We start from the raw sequence: 16,973 nt of genomic DNA on the forward strand, positions 1-16,973 counted from the left end.
CGCGAGGAGACACGTGAGCGGCAAGGGTGCACCGGAACTGTCCGTCCGCAACGTCGGAGACCTCAGGGTCGCCGTCGTCGCGGCGCAGTGGCACGAGAAGGTGATGGACGGACTGGTGGACGGCGCCCTGCGCGCCCTGCACGAACTGGGGATCGACGAGCCGACCCTGCTCCGCGTCCCCGGCAGCTTCGAGCTCCCGGTGGTGGCCAAGGTACTGGCCGGCCGCGGCTACGACGCGATCGTCGCCCTCGGCGTCGTCATCCGCGGCGGCACCCCCCACTTCGACTATGTGTGCCAGGGCGTCGCCCAGGGGCTGACCCAGGTGTCGGTCGAGACCGGAGTGCCCGTCGGCTTCGGCGTGCTCACCTGTGACACCGAGGAGCAGGCCCTGGACCGGGCCGGGCTCGCGGGCTCCAACGAGGACAAGGGACATGAGGCGGTCACCGCGGCGGTGGCGACCGCGGCGACGCTCCGTTCAGTATCCGAACCTTGGCGGTGAGCAGCCGCCCGGAGCGCGTAGGGTTGGCACCACCATGTCCAAGAAGACGTTCGAGGAGCTCTTCACCGAGCTCCAGCACAAGGCCGCCCACGGCGACCCCGCCACCTCCCGCACCGCCGAACTCGTCGGCAAGGGGGTCCATGCCATCGGCAAGAAGGTCGTCGAAGAGGCCGCCGAGGTCTGGATGGCCGCCGAGTACGAGGGCAAGGAGGCGGCCGCCGAGGAGATCTCGCAGCTGCTGTACCACGTCCAGGTGATGATGGTCGCCCGCGGCATCTCCCTGGACGACGTCTACGCCCACCTCTGAGCACCATCCGCACGCAGTCCTGTACGCACCGCAACGAACGAAGGAAGCCGACCTCATGCTGCGCATCGCCGTCCCCAACAAGGGTTCACTCTCCGGCCCTGCGGCGGAGATGCTGCATGAGGCCGGCTACCGGCAGCGACGCGAGTCCAAGGAGCTGCGGATCGTCGACCCGACCAACGAGGTCGAGTTCTTCTACCTCCGCCCCCGCGACATCGCGATCTACGTCTCCACCGGCCGCCTCGACATCGGCATCACCGGTCGTGACCTGCTCGTCGACTCCGGAGCGGGCGCCGAGGAGATCCTGCCGCTCGGCTTCGCCCGCTCCACCTTCCACTACGCGGCCAAGCCCGGCACCGTCGGTGACATCGCCGACCTGAACGGCAAGACGGTCGCCACCTCCTACGAGGGCATCGTCGCCAAGCACCTCGCCGACGGCGGCATCGACGCCTCCGTCGTCCACCTGGACGGCGCCGTCGAGACCGCCGTCGAACTCGGCGTCGCCGAGGTCATCGCGGACGTCGTCGAGACCGGCACCTCGCTGCGCAACGCCGGTCTGGAGGTCGTCGGCGAGCCGATCATGAAGTCGGAGGCGATCGTCGTCCGCCGCACCGGCGCGGACACCGAGGAGCCCAAGGTGCAGCAGTTCCTGCGCCGCCTCCAGGGCGTCCTGGTGGCCCGGACGTACGTGATGATGGACTACGACTGCCGGGTCGAGCAGCTGGAGAAGGCCGTCGCGCTCACCCCGGGCCTGGAGTCCCCGACCGTCTCCCCGCTGCACAACGAGGGCTGGGTCGCCGTACGCGCCATGGTCCCGGCCAACGAGGCCCAGCGGATCATGGACGACCTGTACGCGATCGGCGCTCGCGCCATCCTGACCACGGCCATCCACGCCTGCCGCCTCTGAAGGACGAAAGAGGCACACGACGATGTCCGACCTGCCCGCACTTCCCGTCACCTTCCGGCCGGGCCGCACCCGGGCCGTCCTGCTCACCGCCGGTGTCGTCCTGTTCATGGCGATGACCGTCCTCGCGCTGCTGCTGGAAAAGCTCGGTCCCGGCGAGCGCGTCAGCTTCGTCTTCACCGGAGTCCTGCTGGCCGGGGTCCCGGTCCTGCTCGCCCGGCCGAAGGTGGTCGCCGACGACTCCGGTGTCACCGTCGTCAACATCGTCGGGCGGCGCCATCTGGCCTGGGCGGAGATCCTGCAGGTGAACCTGCGCCCCGGCGACCCGTGGGTGTTCCTGGACCTCAGCGACGGCACCAGCCTGCCCGCGCTCGGCATCCAGCCGGGTATCGCCAAGCAGCGTGCCATCGCCGACGCGCGCACCCTGCGCGCGCTCGTCGAGGCCCGGTCCGTCCAGGACCCCGAGCGGTCAGAGGGTGAACCTCAGGACTGAGTCGGGGGCGTCCACCCTGACGCATGGGGCCCCGTCTTGAATATTCTGTAGGGCGGAGGTGTTTTTCGTTGCGCCTCCGCCCCTGAGCTCCGCCCGGTGCCAGGGGCTCCTACTACCCGAGGAGTGACTCCCTCCGGCGATGGACGGATCGTCCTGCAGTACCTGCGCCGCCCCCTGCCGACATAGCGCCAACCGCCCGACCGCGGTTCGCGCGCACGCGGAGGCGGCGGCATCATGACCATCCCCCTGCTGCTCCTGGCAGCGGCATTCCTGCTGATCCTGGCCAACGGCTTCTTCGTCGCGGCCGAGTTCGGCCTGGTCACCGTCGAGCGCCCGGACGCCGAGAAGGCCGCCGCCGAAGGCGACCCACGGGCCCGTACGGTCGTCGAATCCCTCAAGGAGCTGTCCTTCCAGCTCTCCGGCACCCAGCTCGGCATCACGATCACCTCCCTGGTGGTCGGCATGTTCGCCGAACCGGCGCTGGCCCGGCTGCTGCGCGGCCCGTTCACGGCGGTCGGTATACCCGACGGGGCCGTCTCCGGGGTCGCCGTGGTCGTCGGCATGCTGCTGGCCTCGGCGGTCCAGATGGTGATCGGCGAGCTCGTGCCCAAGAACTGGGCGGTGTCCCGGCCCCTGCAGGTCGCGCGCTTCGTGGCCGGCCCGCAGCACGTCTTCTCGCGCCTGTTCCACCCGGTGATCGCCACGCTGAACGCGGTCGCCAACCGGCTGGTGCGCGCCCTGGGCGTCGAGCCCACCGAGGAACTGGCCTCCGCCCGCACCCCCGGCGAGCTGGTCTCGCTGGCCCGCCACTCGGCCCGGGCCGGTGCCCTCGAACCGGACACCGCGGACCTCTTCGTGCGCACCCTGTCCCTGGGTGACCTGACCGCACAGCACGTCATGACCCCGCGCGTGAAGGTCAGCGCCCTGCAGTCCTCGGCGACCGCCGAGGACGTGGTCAACCTGACCCGCGCCACCGGCCTGTCCCGCTTCCCCGTCTACCACGAGAAGATCGACGAAGTCGTCGGCATGGTCCACCTCAAGGACGCCCTCGCGGTGCCGGCGCACGAGCGGCTGCGCACCCCCGTGGGCCGTATCGCCCGCCCGGCGCTGCTGGTCCCCGAGACGCTGCCGGTGCGGCCCCTGCTCGCCCGGCTGCGCAGCGAGCAGCCCATCGCCGTCGTGGTCGACGAGTACGGCGGCACTGCGGGCGTCGTCACCCTGGAGGACATCGTCGAGGAACTCGTCGGCGAGGTCCGCGACGAGCACGACGCCACGGACGCGCCCGAGCTCGCCCCCGCCCCGCCGGAGGACGGCCGGCCCGCCTGGGACGTCGACGGCGGCTGCCGTGTCGACCTGCTGAAGCGCATCGGCCTGGACGTCCCCGAGGGCCCGTACGAGACCGTCGCGGGCCTGGTCGCCGACCTGCTCGGCCGTATTCCGGCCCCCGGAGACCGGGCGGAGCTGCCCGGCTGGCGGCTGGCCGTGCGCCAGGTCGGGCACTATCGCGCGGAGCGGGTACGGCTGGTCCGTACCGCCCCCGCGGCGGACGCGGTCGCGGCCGTGGTGGAGGCCGCCCGATGAGCGTGCTCCAACTGGTCTTCGCCGCGCTGCTGGTGCTCGCCAACGGCTTCTTCGTCGGTGCCGAGTTCGCCCTCGTCTCCGTCCGCCGCAGCCAGATCGAACCGCTCGGCACCGCGCGGGCCCGCCAGGTGCTGCACGGTCTGGAGCGGCTGCCGCAGATGATGGCCGCCGCCCAGTTCGGCATCACCGTCTGCTCGCTGACCCTGGGCGCCGTCGCCGAACCGACGGTGGCCCGTCTGCTGGAGCCGGTGTTCACCTGGCTGCGTCTGCCCGACGGCGTGGTCCACCCGCTCGGCTACGTCATCGCGCTCGCGGGCGTGGTCTTCTTCCACCTCGTCATCGGCGAGATGGTGCCGAAGAACCTCGCCATGGCCGCACCGGAGAAGGCCGCGCTGTGGCTCGGCCCCGGCCTGGTCGCCTTCGCCCGTCTGTGCAGGCCGGTCACGGTTGCGCTCGGCGCATGCGCCAAGGGCGTCCTGCGGCTGTTCCGCGTCGAGCCCAAGGACGAGGTCGAGGCCGCCTTCACAAGGGCGCAGCTCAACCGGCTGGTGGAGGACTCCCGCCAGGCAGGACTGCTGGACCCCGAGGAGCAGGAGCGCCTGGAGGACGCGCTGGAGCTGGGCTCCCGCCCGGTCACCGACGTCCTGCTGGGGCGCGAGGCACTGGTGACGGTCGGCCCGTCGGTCACCCCCGGCGAGATCGTCGCGCTCACCGCCCGCACCGGCTACTCCCGCTTCCCGGTCGCCGCCGACAGCGGCGCCTTCCTGGGCTACCTCCACGTCAAGGACGTCCTGGACCTGGAGGACTCCGACCGGGCCGTACCGCAGCGGATATGGCGCCCGATGACCACCCTGCGCGCCGAGCTGCCGCTCGACGACGCTCTGACGGTCATGCGCCGGGCGGCCACCCACCTGGCCCAGGTGGCGGACGCCTCCGGCAAGGTGCTGGGCCTGGTCGCCCTGGAGGACGTACTGGAACTCCTGGTGGGCGAGGTGCGGGACCCGGCCCACCGGGTGGCGACGGAGATACGGCTCACGGAGCCGCGGGGGAGTGGCGAGCCGGAGGAGGTACTGGCCACCTGAGCGGCGCCCGGTGTTGCTGTGGGCGGGTGGATCCGCTCGCCCGCGCTCGCCGGGTGCCTCCCCCAAGCTCTTCGAGCAGGGGGACCCCGGCGCCCTGGGGGTCCCCCAGGCGTTCAGCACCGGGGGAGGCACGACTGTCCGCGGCTACGTGGTCACAAGGCCGACGGATCCTGGGGTCCCCGCCCCGACAAGACCTCGCCGTACGCCTGCATGAGATCCGGCAGCCGCAGCGTCGCCAGGTCGTCCCGGGACAGCGTCCCCGGATACGTGGACAGCCGCAGATCCCGGTACGCACAGCTCTTCTCGTACAGCGTCCGCAGGAACCGCCCGTTCCCGAGTTCGTCGATCCACCCCTGGTCGACCACATGCCCGGCGATCGAGCGCAGCTCGTCCAGGGCCTCGTCGTCCCACAGGTCCCCGTTCTCCGCGGCGAGCACCCTGCCGATCTCGGTGAGTTCCGGGGGCCGGTACGACGGAAAGTCCACCCGGGTCGTGAAGCGGGACGACAGCCCGGGGTTGGCGGCCAGCAGCCGGTCCATGCCCTCGGGATAGCCGGCGAGGATCACCACCAGGTGATCGCGGTTGTCCTCGGCCCGCTTGAGCAGCACCTGCAGCGCCTCGTCGCCGTACGCGTCACCCTTCCCGTAACCGGAGTTGGACAGCGAGTACGCCTCGTCGACGAAGAGGACACCACCGATCGCGGAGTCGATGAGTTCGTTGGCCTTGACGGCGGTCTGTCCCAGGTACTCGCCGACCAGATCGGCCCGCTGGGCCTCCACCAGATGGTCGCCGCCGAGCAGACCGAGGGCGTAGAAGACGCGACCGAGGATGCGGGCGACCGTGGTCTTGCCGGTGCCCGAGGGGCCGGAGAAGACGAAGTGCCGCTTGGGCGGCTGCACGGGCAACCCCTGCCCGGCCCGCAGCCGCGCCATGTTCAACTGCGCGGACAGGGCCTTGACCTGGCGTTTCACCGGCTCCAGCCCCACCATGCGCTCGAGCTCGGCGAGCGCTTCCTCGAGTAACGCGGGATCGGTCGGCCCCGTGGGCGGCGTCCCCCCGCCCGCCGTGGTCCGCCGGCGCACCGCCGGATCGGGCACCGACGGCAGCGGACCGGTCACCGGCAGATCGGAACCGGACAGCCTCAGGTCCCGTCCCTCCGTACCGAAGAGCGGGTCCAGCACGTCCGGGCCGTCCACCGTGTCCTGCCCGACACCGGTCAGCGTGATCGCGGCGAGCCCGGCCACGTCGTCGTAGCCGTCGCTCTCGGCGATCGCCGCCAGCCGCGCCGAGGTGTCCATGAAGGCCGGATCGACCCGGTGCACCGCCCGGTACAGCGGGAGCGCGGCGGCGCTGCGCCCGGTGCCCTCGTGCGCCCGCGCCAGCCAGTACCGCAGCTCCTTGCGTTGCGGCTGCTCGCTGCGGCAACGCATCAGCGCGGCCGCGAGCAGCGGCTCGGCCTGCCCGTACATCTCCATCCGGACCCGGGCCATGCCGCCGAACAGCCCGGCCTCGATGCCGAGCAGGGGATCGTCGAGCAGCGGGTCGGTGTGCCGGACCAGCTGCTCCCAGTCCTTGACGAGATAGGCGCGGCAGGCGTGCAGAAAGCGGACCTGGGCGTCGGTGTCCACCGGCGGCAGTCCGGCCAGCGCCCGGTCCAGCTCGGGGACATGGCGGCCGTCCAGCCAGTGCGAGGCGTGCGCGAGCAGCAGATCGCGGGGCCTCTCCAGGACGGGCTGCACCCACCAGCCCAGCCAGTACCAGGAGTTGAGCGTGCGGCGGTGCCGGGCGCGCTGCTCGCCGAAACGGTCCCGGTGCCGGAACATCCGCAGCAGCGCGGTCGTCGTGTCCACCCGTAGCGCGTGCAGGCCGAGCCAGCCGTCGGCCATCCCGGGGTCCAACCGCACCGCGGTACGGAACTCCTCCTCCGCCTGCGGATAGGCGCCCATGGTGTAGGCGTCCACGCCTCGCAGCCACGCGAGGTCGGCCGGGGCGTCGGGGCCCTGCGTGCCGAAGTCCATCACGTCCCCCAAAAACCGTGCCCCCCAAGGTTCGCCGCCCGGCATCCACCAGGCAGCCTCCTGTGGTCGAACCGCTGTACCGCGGACCGGAGTTGCAGTGCGCTGAGCAGCCGTCCGAAGGTCGCACCGAGGGCATCGTACCTGCGGGGCCGCCGCACGCCGAAGGGTGCCGCACGGGCCGTTCGGCGAGGTGGGAGCGGACGGGGCGCGCCGTACATGGTGACCGAGGGTCACCGGACGGTGCCGGACGGCGTCCGGAAAACGGCAGGAGGGCAGAACGAAGCCCCCGATCACGGGGGAACAACCGGGGGCTTCGCGTCTGTCGGCGGTCTTCGATGACCGCATATTGAGAACGTAAGTCCTGTACGGCCCCCGGGTCAAGCGGAGTTGGAGCGGCCGGAGAAGTTCGCCCACGGCGGTCTTCACAAGTTCAGCACATTGCCGACGGCCCGTCACGGTGGGTGACGAAGTGGTCCGGTCCAACGGTCCCGGCAGGTCCCGGAAGCACCTCGTATCCCTGGGACAACTGCCGTACCAGAAGATCGGCGAAGGGCCGCGAGGGGTCCTCTGCGAAGTGCCGGCGCTCGGCCTCGACCCATCCGGACCAGAACTCCCGCTGCTCCTCGCCGTCCCGCGACCGCCCCCGCGCCCAGGCCTCCTCACGCGGCAGGTCCATCCACAGCAGCCGCGCCAGATGCGGGCGCAGCGTCCGCCGCCCCGCCCCCACGCCTTCGACGAGGATCACCGGCGCCGGCGGCAGCGCGCGCGCCGGCCCGAACCGCCGCGCCCGCCAGTCGTACGGGAAGTACCGCGCCGTCACCCCGCGCTCGAGCGGCTCGACGACCTCGCTCAGCAGCCGCCCGTCCCACGAGAACAACTCCTCGTGACTGGCGACATCGTCCAGGTGCAGCACGGGCGCACCCCCGAGTGCCATCGCCAACTCCCCGGCGAACGTGGATTTCCCGGACCCGGCATGCCCGTCGACGCCGATGAGCCGCACGGTCCCGCAGGACGGCGGCGAACAGCGAAGACGATCAGCGAGAGCGCGAATGACCATTCCCGGAACAGACGGAGGCGTGCATTCCCAAGGCATTCTAGTGACGGCCCCCACGAGCCGCGGCGGAGTGGCTCCTCGCAGGTCACGCCAGTGGTAGAGACCAATATTGGTGGGTGTGGCGCGTGTCGAAGTGCTGGCAGGAGGCGGGCGCCGCGGTCATAGTGGGCGCACAGCCGTGCACGGACCCGCCCCGACTTCGGACACCTGGGGGTCATCCACCCATGAGCAGAGCCGGACAGCCGTCCCGCAGATCCGTCCTGGCCATCGCGGTCGCCGCGGCGATGGCGGGTGGCGCCGCACCGGCGGTCGCCGCCACCGTAACCGCGCCGGCCGCCAAAACCCCGAACGCCGGCGGCCGCCCCCGCACCACCCCGGCCCGCCCGGTCGACTACCGCGCCTGGACGACGTACCCCGACTGGCGCAGCGGTACGGCCCACGGCGCCCGTGCCGTCGCGGGTGTCCGTCCCGGCCTCCGGATGGAGCGGCCGGCGGGCACCACCGACTACACCGACCCGCACACCGGCACCACCGCCACCTGGGAGTACGCCGCCTGGACAGGACCGGTCCACCGGCTCGCCGTGCCGGCCACCGAGGCGGTCGCCTCCTGGAACGCGCACACCCCGGCCGGGACCTGGCTCCAGGTCGAGCTGCGGGGCACGTACTCCGACGGCACGGACACCCCCTGGTACGTGATGGGCCGCTGGGCGGCCGGTGACCAGGACATCAGGCGGACCTCCGTCGACGGCCAGAGCGACGGCCGCAGCACCGTCTGGACGGACACCTTCTCCGTCGACGATCCGGCCTCCGGGCTGCGCCTCGCCTCGTACCGGCTGCGCCTCACCCTCTACCGCAAGCCCGGCACCACCCTCACCCCCACCGTGTGGCGGATCGGCGCCATGGGCTCCGACATCCCGGACCGCTTCACCGTCCCCGCCTCCACACCCGGCCTGGCCGGGGAACTGATCGTCCCGCGCTACTCGCAGGAGATCCACGCCGGCCAGTACCCCGAGTACGACAACGGCGGCGAGGCCTGGTGCAGCCCCACCTCCTCCCAGATGATCATCGAGTACTGGGGCGGCCGGCTCACCCCCGAGCAACTGTCCTGGGTCGATCCCTCCTACACCGACCCGCAGGTCTGCCACGCCGCCCGGCACACGTACGACCACCAGTACGCCGGCTGCGGCAACTGGCCGTTCAACGCCGCCTACGCGGCCACGTTCAAGGACCTGCAGGGCGTCGTCACCCGGCTCGGCTCGCTCACCGACCTCGAGACGCTGATCGCGGCCGGCATCCCGGCCATAACGTCCCAGTCCTTCCTCAAGACCGAGCTGACCGGCGCCGGTTACGGCACCAACGGCCACTTGATGACCGTCATCGGCTTCACCGCCGACGGCGATGTGATCGCCAATGACCCAGCCTCGCCGAGCGACGAGGCGGTGCGGCACGTGTACCGGCGCCGGGAGTTCGAGAACATCTGGCTCAGGACCAAGCGGTACAACGCCTCCGGCAAGGTCGCCTCCGGCAGCGGCGGCATCTGCTACCTGTATTTCCCGGCCCACCCAACGGCCCAGCAGCGCAAGGCCCTCGCCGCGGTGGGCGTCCGCTGACAGGAGCGCCGCAGGTGTACGAGGCCACGAAGGCCCCGGGCGACCGGGGCCTTCCCCCGTGCCCGGCCCGATCACCGACCGACCTGCCATACTGCGGAGTCCGACCGTCAGTTGGAGACCAGGGCCGAAATTGCATATCAGTCGACAGCGTGAGGCCGCCCTCCCCCGAGCTCTCGACTCCGTTCGAGCAGGGGGGACCCCCAGCCGTGCGCGCGGCACCGAGCGCTCCGTGGCACGTCGCGCCGAACTCATCGCCATCGGGCGGAGGTTGTTCGCCGACACCTCCTACGACGCCCTCTCGGTGGACGACATCGCCCGGCAGGCCCATGTGGCCAAGGGACTGATCTACTACTACTTCCGGTCCAAGCGCGGCTACTACCTGGCGATCATCGAGGACTCCGTCGCCGACCTGGTCACCTTCGCGGCGGGCGGCCTGGAACTCCCGGCCGTGGACCGGGTGCACCGCACCATCGACGGCTACCTCCGCTACGCGGAGCACAACCAGGCCGCCTACCGCACCATCGTCAGCGGCGGCGTCGGCTTCGACACCGAGGTCCACGCCATCCGGGACGGCGTGCGCGAGGCCATCGTCGCGACCATCGCGCAGGGCGCCTACGGCCGTACCGCGATCGCCCCACTGGCCCGCACGGGCCTGCTCGCCTGGGTGTGCAGCGTCGAGGGCGCCACCCTGGACTGGATCGACCGGCCCGAGCTGTCCCGCGACACCATGCGCGAACTGCTGGTGAAGACCCTCGGCGGTACCCTGCGCGCCATCGAGGAACTGGACCCGGCCCACCCGGCCCCCGCACCCGCCCGGCGCGACGACTGAGCAGGCACGTGTACCCGCTCGGCTCCCAGACGGACGTGCCGCTCGGTTCGCCGGTGGTTTGGACCAATTCCGGCCTCTTGAAATTTCTTGGAGTAAGCGACCGTTAACCGGTGACGGGATCTCTCCGATCGGGCATACTCACAGCGCACAGCCGCTGGTCAGCAGCTTCCGTGACCCGGGATCGCCGGCCCGGCTGGGCCCGAGAAAGACCCCGGCGGAGCCGCCCCACCCAAGGCGCACATCCGCCGATGTGCCCGACAGGGAGGAGAGCGTCGCCATGCCCGACCGCGCCCCGCAGCCGGTGGACCGGCAACTGCCCACGGACGAGGCCCGGGACCTGATCTCGCTCGTCCGCGACATCGCGCAGCACGAGATCGCCCCCAAGGCGGCCGAGGAGGAGGACGCGGGACGCTTCCCGCGCGAGACCTTCACCCTGCTGTCCCGTTCGGGACTGCTCGGCCTGCCCTACGACTCCGAGTACGGCGGCGGCGACCAGCCCTACGAGGTGTACCTCCAGGTCCTCGAGGAGTTGGCCGCGGCCCGCCTCACCGTCGGCCTGGGCCTGAGCGTGCACACGCTCGCCTCGTACGGGCTCGCCGCCTACGGCACCAAGGAACAGCAGGTCGAGCACCTGCCCGCCATGCTCGGCGGCGGCCTGCTCGGCGCGTACGCCCTCTCCGAGCCCGCCTCCGGCTCCGACGCGGCCTCGCTGCGCACCAAGGCGGTCCGGGACGGCGACGACTGGGTGATCACCGGGACCAAGTCGTGGATCACCCACGGCGGGATCGCCGACTTCTACACGGTCATGGCCCGCACCGGCGAGGAGGGCCCGCGCGGTATCACGGCCTTCCTGGTGCCCGGCGACGCCGAGGGCCTGAGCGCCGCGGCCCCGGAGAAGAAGATGGGTCTGAAGGGCTCACCCACCGCGCAGATCCACCTGGACGGAGTACGAGTCTCCGACGACCGGCGTCTGGGGGAGGAGGGGCAGGGCTTCGCCATCGCGCTGTCCGCGCTCGACTCCGGCCGGCTCGGCATCGCGGCCTGCGCCATCGGTCTCGCCCAGGCCGCCCTGGACGAGGCGGTCGGTTACGCCGCCGGGCGGCAGCAGTTCGGGCGGCCGATATCGGACTTCCAGGGACTGCGCTTCATGATCGCCGACATGGCGACGCAGATCGAGGCGGGCCGCGCGCTGTACCTGGCGGCGGCGCGGCTGCGGGACGCCGGCCGGCCGTTCGCGCGGCAGGCGGCCATGGCCAAGCTGTTCTGCACGGACACGGCGATGAAGGTGACCACCGACGCCGTCCAGGTGCTCGGCGGGTACGGCTACACCGCGGACTTCCCGGTCGAGCGCTACATGCGCGAGGCCAAGGTCCTGCAGATCGTCGAGGGCACCAACCAGATCCAGCGGATGGTCATCGCCCGTCACGTCGCGGGTCCCGAGACCCGCTGAACAGCCCGAGGCCGGCCGGGGGCGCCACCAGCCGCACCCACTCCGGGTCGTGACGCCCCGGCAGGGTACGGCCCCGGTCGGCCCAGATGCGCACCAAGTCGCGGTAGATCGGCGGGTCCTGGGCCTGCGGAGGCGCAGGCGGGACCGATTCCGCGGGTGGCGGCGGCACGAACACGCGACGCCGACGCGCGACTGCCGTCTCGGTGGTGGTCATACCTGGCCAACGCGACGCCCGGCGGCCAGGTCACCACTGCGTGGAATCGAGCGTGAGTTCACGGGCGTCCGGGGTCGACAGCGGCCTGGGCCGGCGGTGGCCTGGGTCGGTACGGGACACGACGCACTGAACCCGCGCGCGGATCCGGCCCCATGGCGGCCTGGGCCGGTTGGCGCCTTGCGGCGGGGCGGTCGGTTGCCGTGGTGCGGGCGGGGCTGCGGCGCAGGACGCGGTTTCCGCGCTCCTGGGCGGAGCCCAGGTACCGAGCGGGGCCGTGGTGTCGACCGTGCCGTGGTCCCGGGCTGGGCCGTGGTGCGGGCGGTGCCGTCATTCCGGACGGTGCCCTGGCAAGTGGCGGGGCCGTGGTGCCGACCGTGCCGTGGTCCCGGGCTGGGCCGTGGTGCGAGGCGGCGCCGTGATTGGAGGGTCGTGACCCGGCAGTGCCATGGTGCCGCCAGGGCCTTGGTGCCCACCGAGGCCAGGCTGTCGACCGGGGCCGCGGCCCCGGTCCGGGCCGTTGTGCGGGCGGCGTCGTGAGCCCCGGCGGTGCCGTCATCCCCGGCGGTGCCGTCATCCCCGGCCGGGCCACGGTGCCGGCCGGTGCCCGTCGTGCGGGCCCGCGCCGCGACGCAGGCCGGGGCGGGGCGCGGGAGCGAGCCCCACGGGGATCGGGCAGCGTCGCTCAGGCGGCATGACGGCGCATCGCCGGCACGCGCATCGGGCGCGAGCCCGGGCCGCCGACGTGCGAGAAAGGCTGCATGCGCCAGTCAAGTCCCTGAGGGAGCGTCAACAGCAGGGCGGTGTCCTGCTCCTGGGGTGCGAAGGACTCGTCGGCGGGGCGGGCGTCGGACGCCCGGCGGCCCGTACCGGCGCAGACCGTGAGCCCGAACGGGTTCCACGGCGAGGAGCACAGGGCGTGCTCCGGCAGGACCTCCTCGTCCGCGAGCAGGGCGATGGGCTGCGCGCACTCCGGGCAGATCACCCGGTACATCTCGAAGGTGTCGTAGGCGTCGGGTTCCTCGCCGTCCAGGGCGTCGTCGGCGTCGGACTCCATCCACTCCGGCTGGAGTTCGACGACCGCCTGCCGCCGCTCGGGCACAGAACGACCAGGGCGCTTGAGACTCTGCATGGGATTCTCCCCCTAAGGCTGGGCCGTGAAGGCGCTGCGGCCTCGACCACAGCAAGCACTTCCCGTCCGGTCTCGGTGGTAATCACGAGAACATCACGGAGAGCTTCCAAGAGGTGTGGCGTTCGTCACACGCCGCCCGCAGGTGCCCGCCGTGACGGCTTGTGCGACATCACGAACGGCGCACGACCCGGTCCGCTGAGCTGTCCGGGGAGATCAGGAGCCCTGTAGGTTCTTGCGCCATGGAGGAGCTGGACCGACAGATCGTGCAGCTGCTCGTCAAGGACGGGCGGATGAGCTACACCGACCTGGGCAAGGCCACGGGCCTGTCCACGTCGGCCGTGCACCAGCGGGTGCGGCGGCTGGAGCAGCGCGGCGTCATCCGCGGATACGCCGCGGTCGTCGACGCCGAGGCCGTGGGCCTGCCCATGACCGCCTTCATCTCGGTCAAACCCTTCGACCCCAGCGCCCCCGACGACATCGCCGACCGCCTGGCCGGCGTCCCGGAGATCGAGGCCTGCCACAGCGTCGCCGGCGACGAGAACTACATCCTCAAGGTCCGCGTGGCCACCCCCCACGAACTGGAGGAACTCCTGGCACGCGTACGCACTCTGGCAGGCGTCTCCACCCGCACAACGGTGGTCCTGTCCACCCCGTACGAGTCCCGGCCTCCCCGCATCTGATCACGAACCGTCACCTGACGGCCACGTTCGACGGGGCGCCTGCGGCAGCCTGCCGGTCAGGCCCCGGTCGGCAGGCTGGACCGGCCGGCGGCTGACGACGCCCTGCGTGCGGCGGCGCCCCGGGGGGGCGGGAGACTGGTGTTCATGAGTGAGCGCAGTGTTGACGTCCAGACCGTTCTTCTTCGCCGGGGCGAGGTACACAGCCCCGCCGACCCGTTCGCGACCGCGATGGTCGTCGAGGCGGGGCAGGTGGCGTGGGTCGGTTCGGAGGGCGCGGCGGACGCGTTCGCGGACGGCGTCGACGAGGTGGTCGACCTGGACGGCGCACTCGTCACCCCGGCGTTCACCGATGCCCATGTGCACACCACCGCGACCGGCCTCGCGCTCACCGGCCTGGACCTGTCCGACGCCCCCTCCCTGGAGGCGGCACTCGCCCGGGTACGGGACTTCGCCGCCGCCCGCCCCGACGACCGCGTGCTGCTCGGCCACGGCTGGGACGCGGCCCGCTGGCCCGGCGGCCGTCCCCCCACGCGCGCGGAACTCGACGAGGCCACCGGCGGCCGGCCCCTCTACCTCAGCCGGATCGACGTCCACTCAGCCGTCGTCACCACGGCTCTGCTCGACCTGGTGCCCGGAGACCCGGGCCCCGTGGACGGCCCGCTGACCGCCGACGCCCACCACGCCGTACGCGCCGCCGCGTTCGGCGCGATCACCCCCGCCCAGCGCACCGAGGCACAGCGGGCCGCGCTCGCCCACGCCGCCTCCCTGGGCATCGGGTCCGTGCACGAGTGCGGCGGCCCGCGCATCTCCTCCGAGGACGACTTCACGGGTCTGCTGGCGCTCGCCGCCGAGGAACCGGGCCCCCGGGTCGTCGGCTACTGGGCGGAGGAGAACGTCGGCAAGGCGCGGGAACTCGGAGCGCTCGGCGCCGCCGGCGACCTCTTCGTCGACGGCTCCATCGGCTCGCACACCGCCTGCCTGCACGCGCCGTACGCCGACGCGCACCACACCGGAACCGCCTACCTCGACGCGGCCGCCGTCGCCGCCCATGTCATCGCCAGCACCGAGGCGGGCCTCCAGGCGGGCTTCCACGCCATCGGCGACGCCGCCGTCACCGCCGTCGTCGACGGCATGCGCGCCGCCGCCGAGAAGGTCGGTCTCGCCCGGGTCCGCGCCGCCCGGCACCGCGTCGAGCACGCCGAGATGCTCACGCCCGAGACCATCGCCGCCTTCGCCGAACTCGGCCTGACCGCGTCCGTGCAGCCCGCCTTCGACGCCCTGTGGGGCGGCGAGGACGGCATGTACGCCCAGCGCCTGGGCGCCGAGCGGGCCCGGGCGCTGAACCCCTTCGCGGCCCTGCTCCGCACCGGCGTCCCGCTCGCCTTCGGCTCCGACAGCCCCGTCACACCGCTGGACCCGTGGGGTACGGTCCGCGCGGCGGCCTTCCACCGCACCCCCGAGCACCGTGTCTCGGTACGCGCCGCGTTCATCGCGCACACGCGGGGCGGCTGGCGGGCGGTCGGACGGGACGACGCCGGAGTCCTGGTGCCGGGCGCCCCCGCGGACTACGCGGTGTGGCGCACCGACGAACTCGTCGTCCAGGCCCCCGACGACCGGGTCGCGCGCTGGTCGACCGACCCGCGCTCCGGCACCCCCGGGCTGCCCGACCTCACCCCTGGCCGTGACCTGCCCGTCTGCCTGCGGACCGTGGTGGGCGGGCGGACCGTGTTCGTACGGCCGGGCGAGTGATCTCCCGGGGCGGCGCGGCGGCGGTCACCGGCCGCCGTTCCGTCGCGCGACCTGAGCATCCTGCGCGCCGACCGGGCGAGGAAGCACGCTCGTCCAGGGCAATCGGCTGGTTGACAGGCGACGGCAGGAGGCCGGTAGGTTCTGCCGGGTCCATCACCGGACGCCCGGCCGGGGAACCTCCATACCCGTGTCGCGGCGCCGCTGGGTCAGGGACGGTGTGCCGCACCGGGTCACCGTCACCGGGAGCCAGGCTCAGCGCCCGCGGCGACGGCGGAGCGTTCCGGACGGTCGGCGAGGTGTGACCCGGGTGGGGCCCGGGCGCTCAGTAGACAACGGCTTTCGGTCGATCCGCAGCCAGCGGGTCCCAGGCCGGCCCGAAGGGCACCGGGCCCCCATCCGCCGAACGGGGATCCGCCGCGCGTTCAAAACGGTCATCCTTACCCCGCTCCTGCCCGATCGACACCCCCGTACGAACGTCGTTGTCACGCCCTCGCAGGCCGGGGCCACTAAGGTGGTCCCCTGCGTACGGACATGAAGGGGCAGCAGTGAACCACGGCGACGGCACCCTCGCGGCTGGGGCCCAGAACAGGCGGCTCGGCCCGCTCGGCACGGCCTTGGTGATCATCCCGACCTACAACGAGGCGGAGAACATCAAGACGATCGTGGGCCGGGTACGCAAGACCGTCCCCGAGGCACACGTCCTCGTGGCCGACGACAACAGCCCCGACGGCACCGGCAAGCTCGCCGACGAACTGGCGGCCGAGGACGGGCACGTCCACGTGCTGCACCGCAAGGGCAAGGAGGGCCTCGGCGCCGCCTACCTCGCGGGCTTCCGCTGGGGACTGGAGCACGACTACGGCGTCCTGGTCGAGATGGACGCCGACGGCTCCCACCAGCCCGAGGAACTGCCCCGGCTGCTGACCGCGCTCAAGGGCGCCGACCTGGTGCTGGGCTCCCGCTGGGTGCCGGGCGGGCGCGTGGTGAACTGGCCCAGGAGCCGCGAGTTCATCTCCCGCGGCGGCAGCATGTACTCCCGCCTCGCCCTCGACCTGCCCCTGCGGGACATCACCGGCGGTTACCGCGCCTTCCGGCGGGAGACGCTCGAGGGCCTGGGTCTGGACGAGGTCGCCTCGCAGGGCTACTGCTTCCAGGTCGACCTGGCCCGCCGCGCCGTCAAGGCCGGCTACCACGTCGTCGAGGTCCCCATCACCTTCGTCGAGCGGGAATTCGGCGACTCCAAGATGAGCCGTGACATCCTCGTGGAGGCGCTGTGGAGGGTCACCGCGTGGGGCGTGGGAGAGCGGGTGACCAAGATCACTGGCCGGGGTGACAAGGGCCGGTGACAGTACTTATCCGGCACTGAGCAGGCGCCAGGCA

The 16,973-nt window shown here is 72.3% G+C and carries 16 protein-coding genes; 12 read left to right on the forward strand and 4 right to left on the reverse strand.

The window, feature by feature from the left end; all coding sequences use genetic code 11:
• Positions 1-13 precede the first annotated feature (13 nt).
• From ribH to ACX25U_RS30255, 6 genes are all read left to right on the forward strand, one after another.
• Entirely contained in the window at positions 14-499 is a 486-nt protein-coding gene (gene ribH, locus ACX25U_RS30230) for a 6,7-dimethyl-8-ribityllumazine synthase (RefSeq protein ID WP_454384677.1), read from the forward strand.
• A gap of 34 nt (positions 500-533) precedes the next feature.
• The gene (locus ACX25U_RS30235; protein WP_007491392.1) at positions 534-806 is read left to right on the forward strand and encodes a phosphoribosyl-ATP diphosphatase; all 273 of its coding nucleotides are present in this window, start codon (positions 534-536) and stop codon (positions 804-806) included.
• A gap of 55 nt (positions 807-861) precedes the next feature.
• Complete coding sequence (gene hisG, locus ACX25U_RS30240) at positions 862-1,710, forward strand: ATP phosphoribosyltransferase (protein WP_454384680.1); 849 nt, start codon at positions 862-864, stop codon at positions 1,708-1,710.
• Between the two features lie 22 nt (positions 1,711-1,732).
• On the forward strand, positions 1,733-2,200 hold the full coding sequence (locus ACX25U_RS30245; protein WP_454384681.1) for a PH domain-containing protein: 468 nt from the start codon (positions 1,733-1,735) through the stop codon (positions 2,198-2,200).
• A gap of 234 nt (positions 2,201-2,434) precedes the next feature.
• Positions 2,435-3,781 (forward strand): hemolysin family protein, encoded by a 1,347-nt coding sequence (locus tag ACX25U_RS30250; protein ID WP_454384683.1) that lies wholly within the window; start codon positions 2,435-2,437, stop codon positions 3,779-3,781.
• Positions 3,778-4,863, forward strand: coding sequence for a hemolysin family protein (locus tag ACX25U_RS30255; protein ID WP_454384685.1), 1,086 nt, complete (start codon positions 3,778-3,780; stop codon positions 4,861-4,863). The genes ACX25U_RS30250 and ACX25U_RS30255 overlap by 4 nt, the downstream gene beginning before the upstream one ends.
• 152 nt (positions 4,864-5,015) lie before the next feature.
• On the opposite strand, the gene ACX25U_RS30260 is transcribed toward ACX25U_RS30255, so the two are convergent.
• Complete coding sequence (locus ACX25U_RS30260) at positions 5,016-6,881, reverse strand: AAA family ATPase (protein ID WP_454384687.1); 1,866 nt, start codon at positions 6,879-6,881, stop codon at positions 5,016-5,018.
• A gap of 430 nt (positions 6,882-7,311) precedes the next feature.
• Positions 7,312-7,974, reverse strand: coding sequence for a uridine kinase family protein (locus tag ACX25U_RS30265; RefSeq protein ID WP_454384689.1), 663 nt, complete (start codon positions 7,972-7,974; stop codon positions 7,312-7,314).
• A 185-nt stretch (positions 7,975-8,159) separates the two neighbouring features.
• On the opposite strand from ACX25U_RS30265, the gene ACX25U_RS30270 reads away from it, so the two are divergent.
• The 3 genes from ACX25U_RS30270 (at position 8,160) to ACX25U_RS30280 (ending at position 11,824) form a co-directional block, all read left to right on the forward strand.
• A complete protein-coding gene (locus tag ACX25U_RS30270; RefSeq protein WP_454384691.1) occupies positions 8,160-9,545 on the forward strand; it encodes a peptidase C39 family protein in 1,386 nt (461 codons plus the stop codon).
• A 130-nt stretch (positions 9,546-9,675) separates the two neighbouring features.
• Positions 9,676-10,374, forward strand: a complete 699-nt coding sequence (locus tag ACX25U_RS30275; RefSeq protein WP_454384693.1) for a TetR/AcrR family transcriptional regulator — start codon at positions 9,676-9,678, stop codon at positions 10,372-10,374.
• Positions 10,375-10,651: 277 nt separating this feature from the next.
• Positions 10,652-11,824, forward strand: a complete 1,173-nt coding sequence (locus ACX25U_RS30280; RefSeq protein WP_454384694.1) for an acyl-CoA dehydrogenase family protein — start codon at positions 10,652-10,654, stop codon at positions 11,822-11,824.
• On the opposite strand, the gene ACX25U_RS30285 is transcribed toward ACX25U_RS30280, so the two are convergent.
• Both ACX25U_RS30285 and ACX25U_RS30290 read right to left on the reverse strand, forming a co-directional pair.
• Complete coding sequence (locus tag ACX25U_RS30285; RefSeq protein WP_454384696.1) at positions 11,787-12,038, reverse strand: hypothetical protein; 252 nt, start codon at positions 12,036-12,038, stop codon at positions 11,787-11,789. The genes ACX25U_RS30280 and ACX25U_RS30285 overlap by 38 nt on opposite strands.
• A 682-nt stretch (positions 12,039-12,720) precedes the next feature.
• Positions 12,721-13,167: a hypothetical protein gene (locus tag ACX25U_RS30290; protein WP_454384697.1), complete on the reverse strand. Its 447-nt coding sequence runs from the start codon at positions 13,165-13,167 to the stop codon at positions 12,721-12,723.
• 239 nt (positions 13,168-13,406) lie between these two features.
• Between ACX25U_RS30290 and ACX25U_RS30295 the strand changes: the two genes are divergently transcribed.
• The 3 genes from ACX25U_RS30295 to ACX25U_RS30305 all read left to right on the forward strand — a co-directional run bounded on the left by ACX25U_RS30295 (position 13,407) and on the right by ACX25U_RS30305 (position 16,939).
• Entirely contained in the window at positions 13,407-13,847 is a 441-nt protein-coding gene (locus tag ACX25U_RS30295; protein ID WP_073945769.1) for an Lrp/AsnC family transcriptional regulator, read from the forward strand.
• A 144-nt stretch (positions 13,848-13,991) separates the two neighbouring features.
• Positions 13,992-15,596, forward strand: coding sequence for an amidohydrolase (locus ACX25U_RS30300; RefSeq protein ID WP_454384699.1), 1,605 nt, complete (start codon positions 13,992-13,994; stop codon positions 15,594-15,596).
• Between the two features lie 545 nt (positions 15,597-16,141).
• Positions 16,142-16,939, forward strand: a complete 798-nt coding sequence (locus ACX25U_RS30305; protein ID WP_454384701.1) for a polyprenol monophosphomannose synthase — start codon at positions 16,142-16,144, stop codon at positions 16,937-16,939.
• The last annotated feature ends 34 nt before the right edge of the window (positions 16,940-16,973 follow it).

It is taken from the genome of Streptomyces sp. JNUCC 63 (assembly GCF_054366325.1).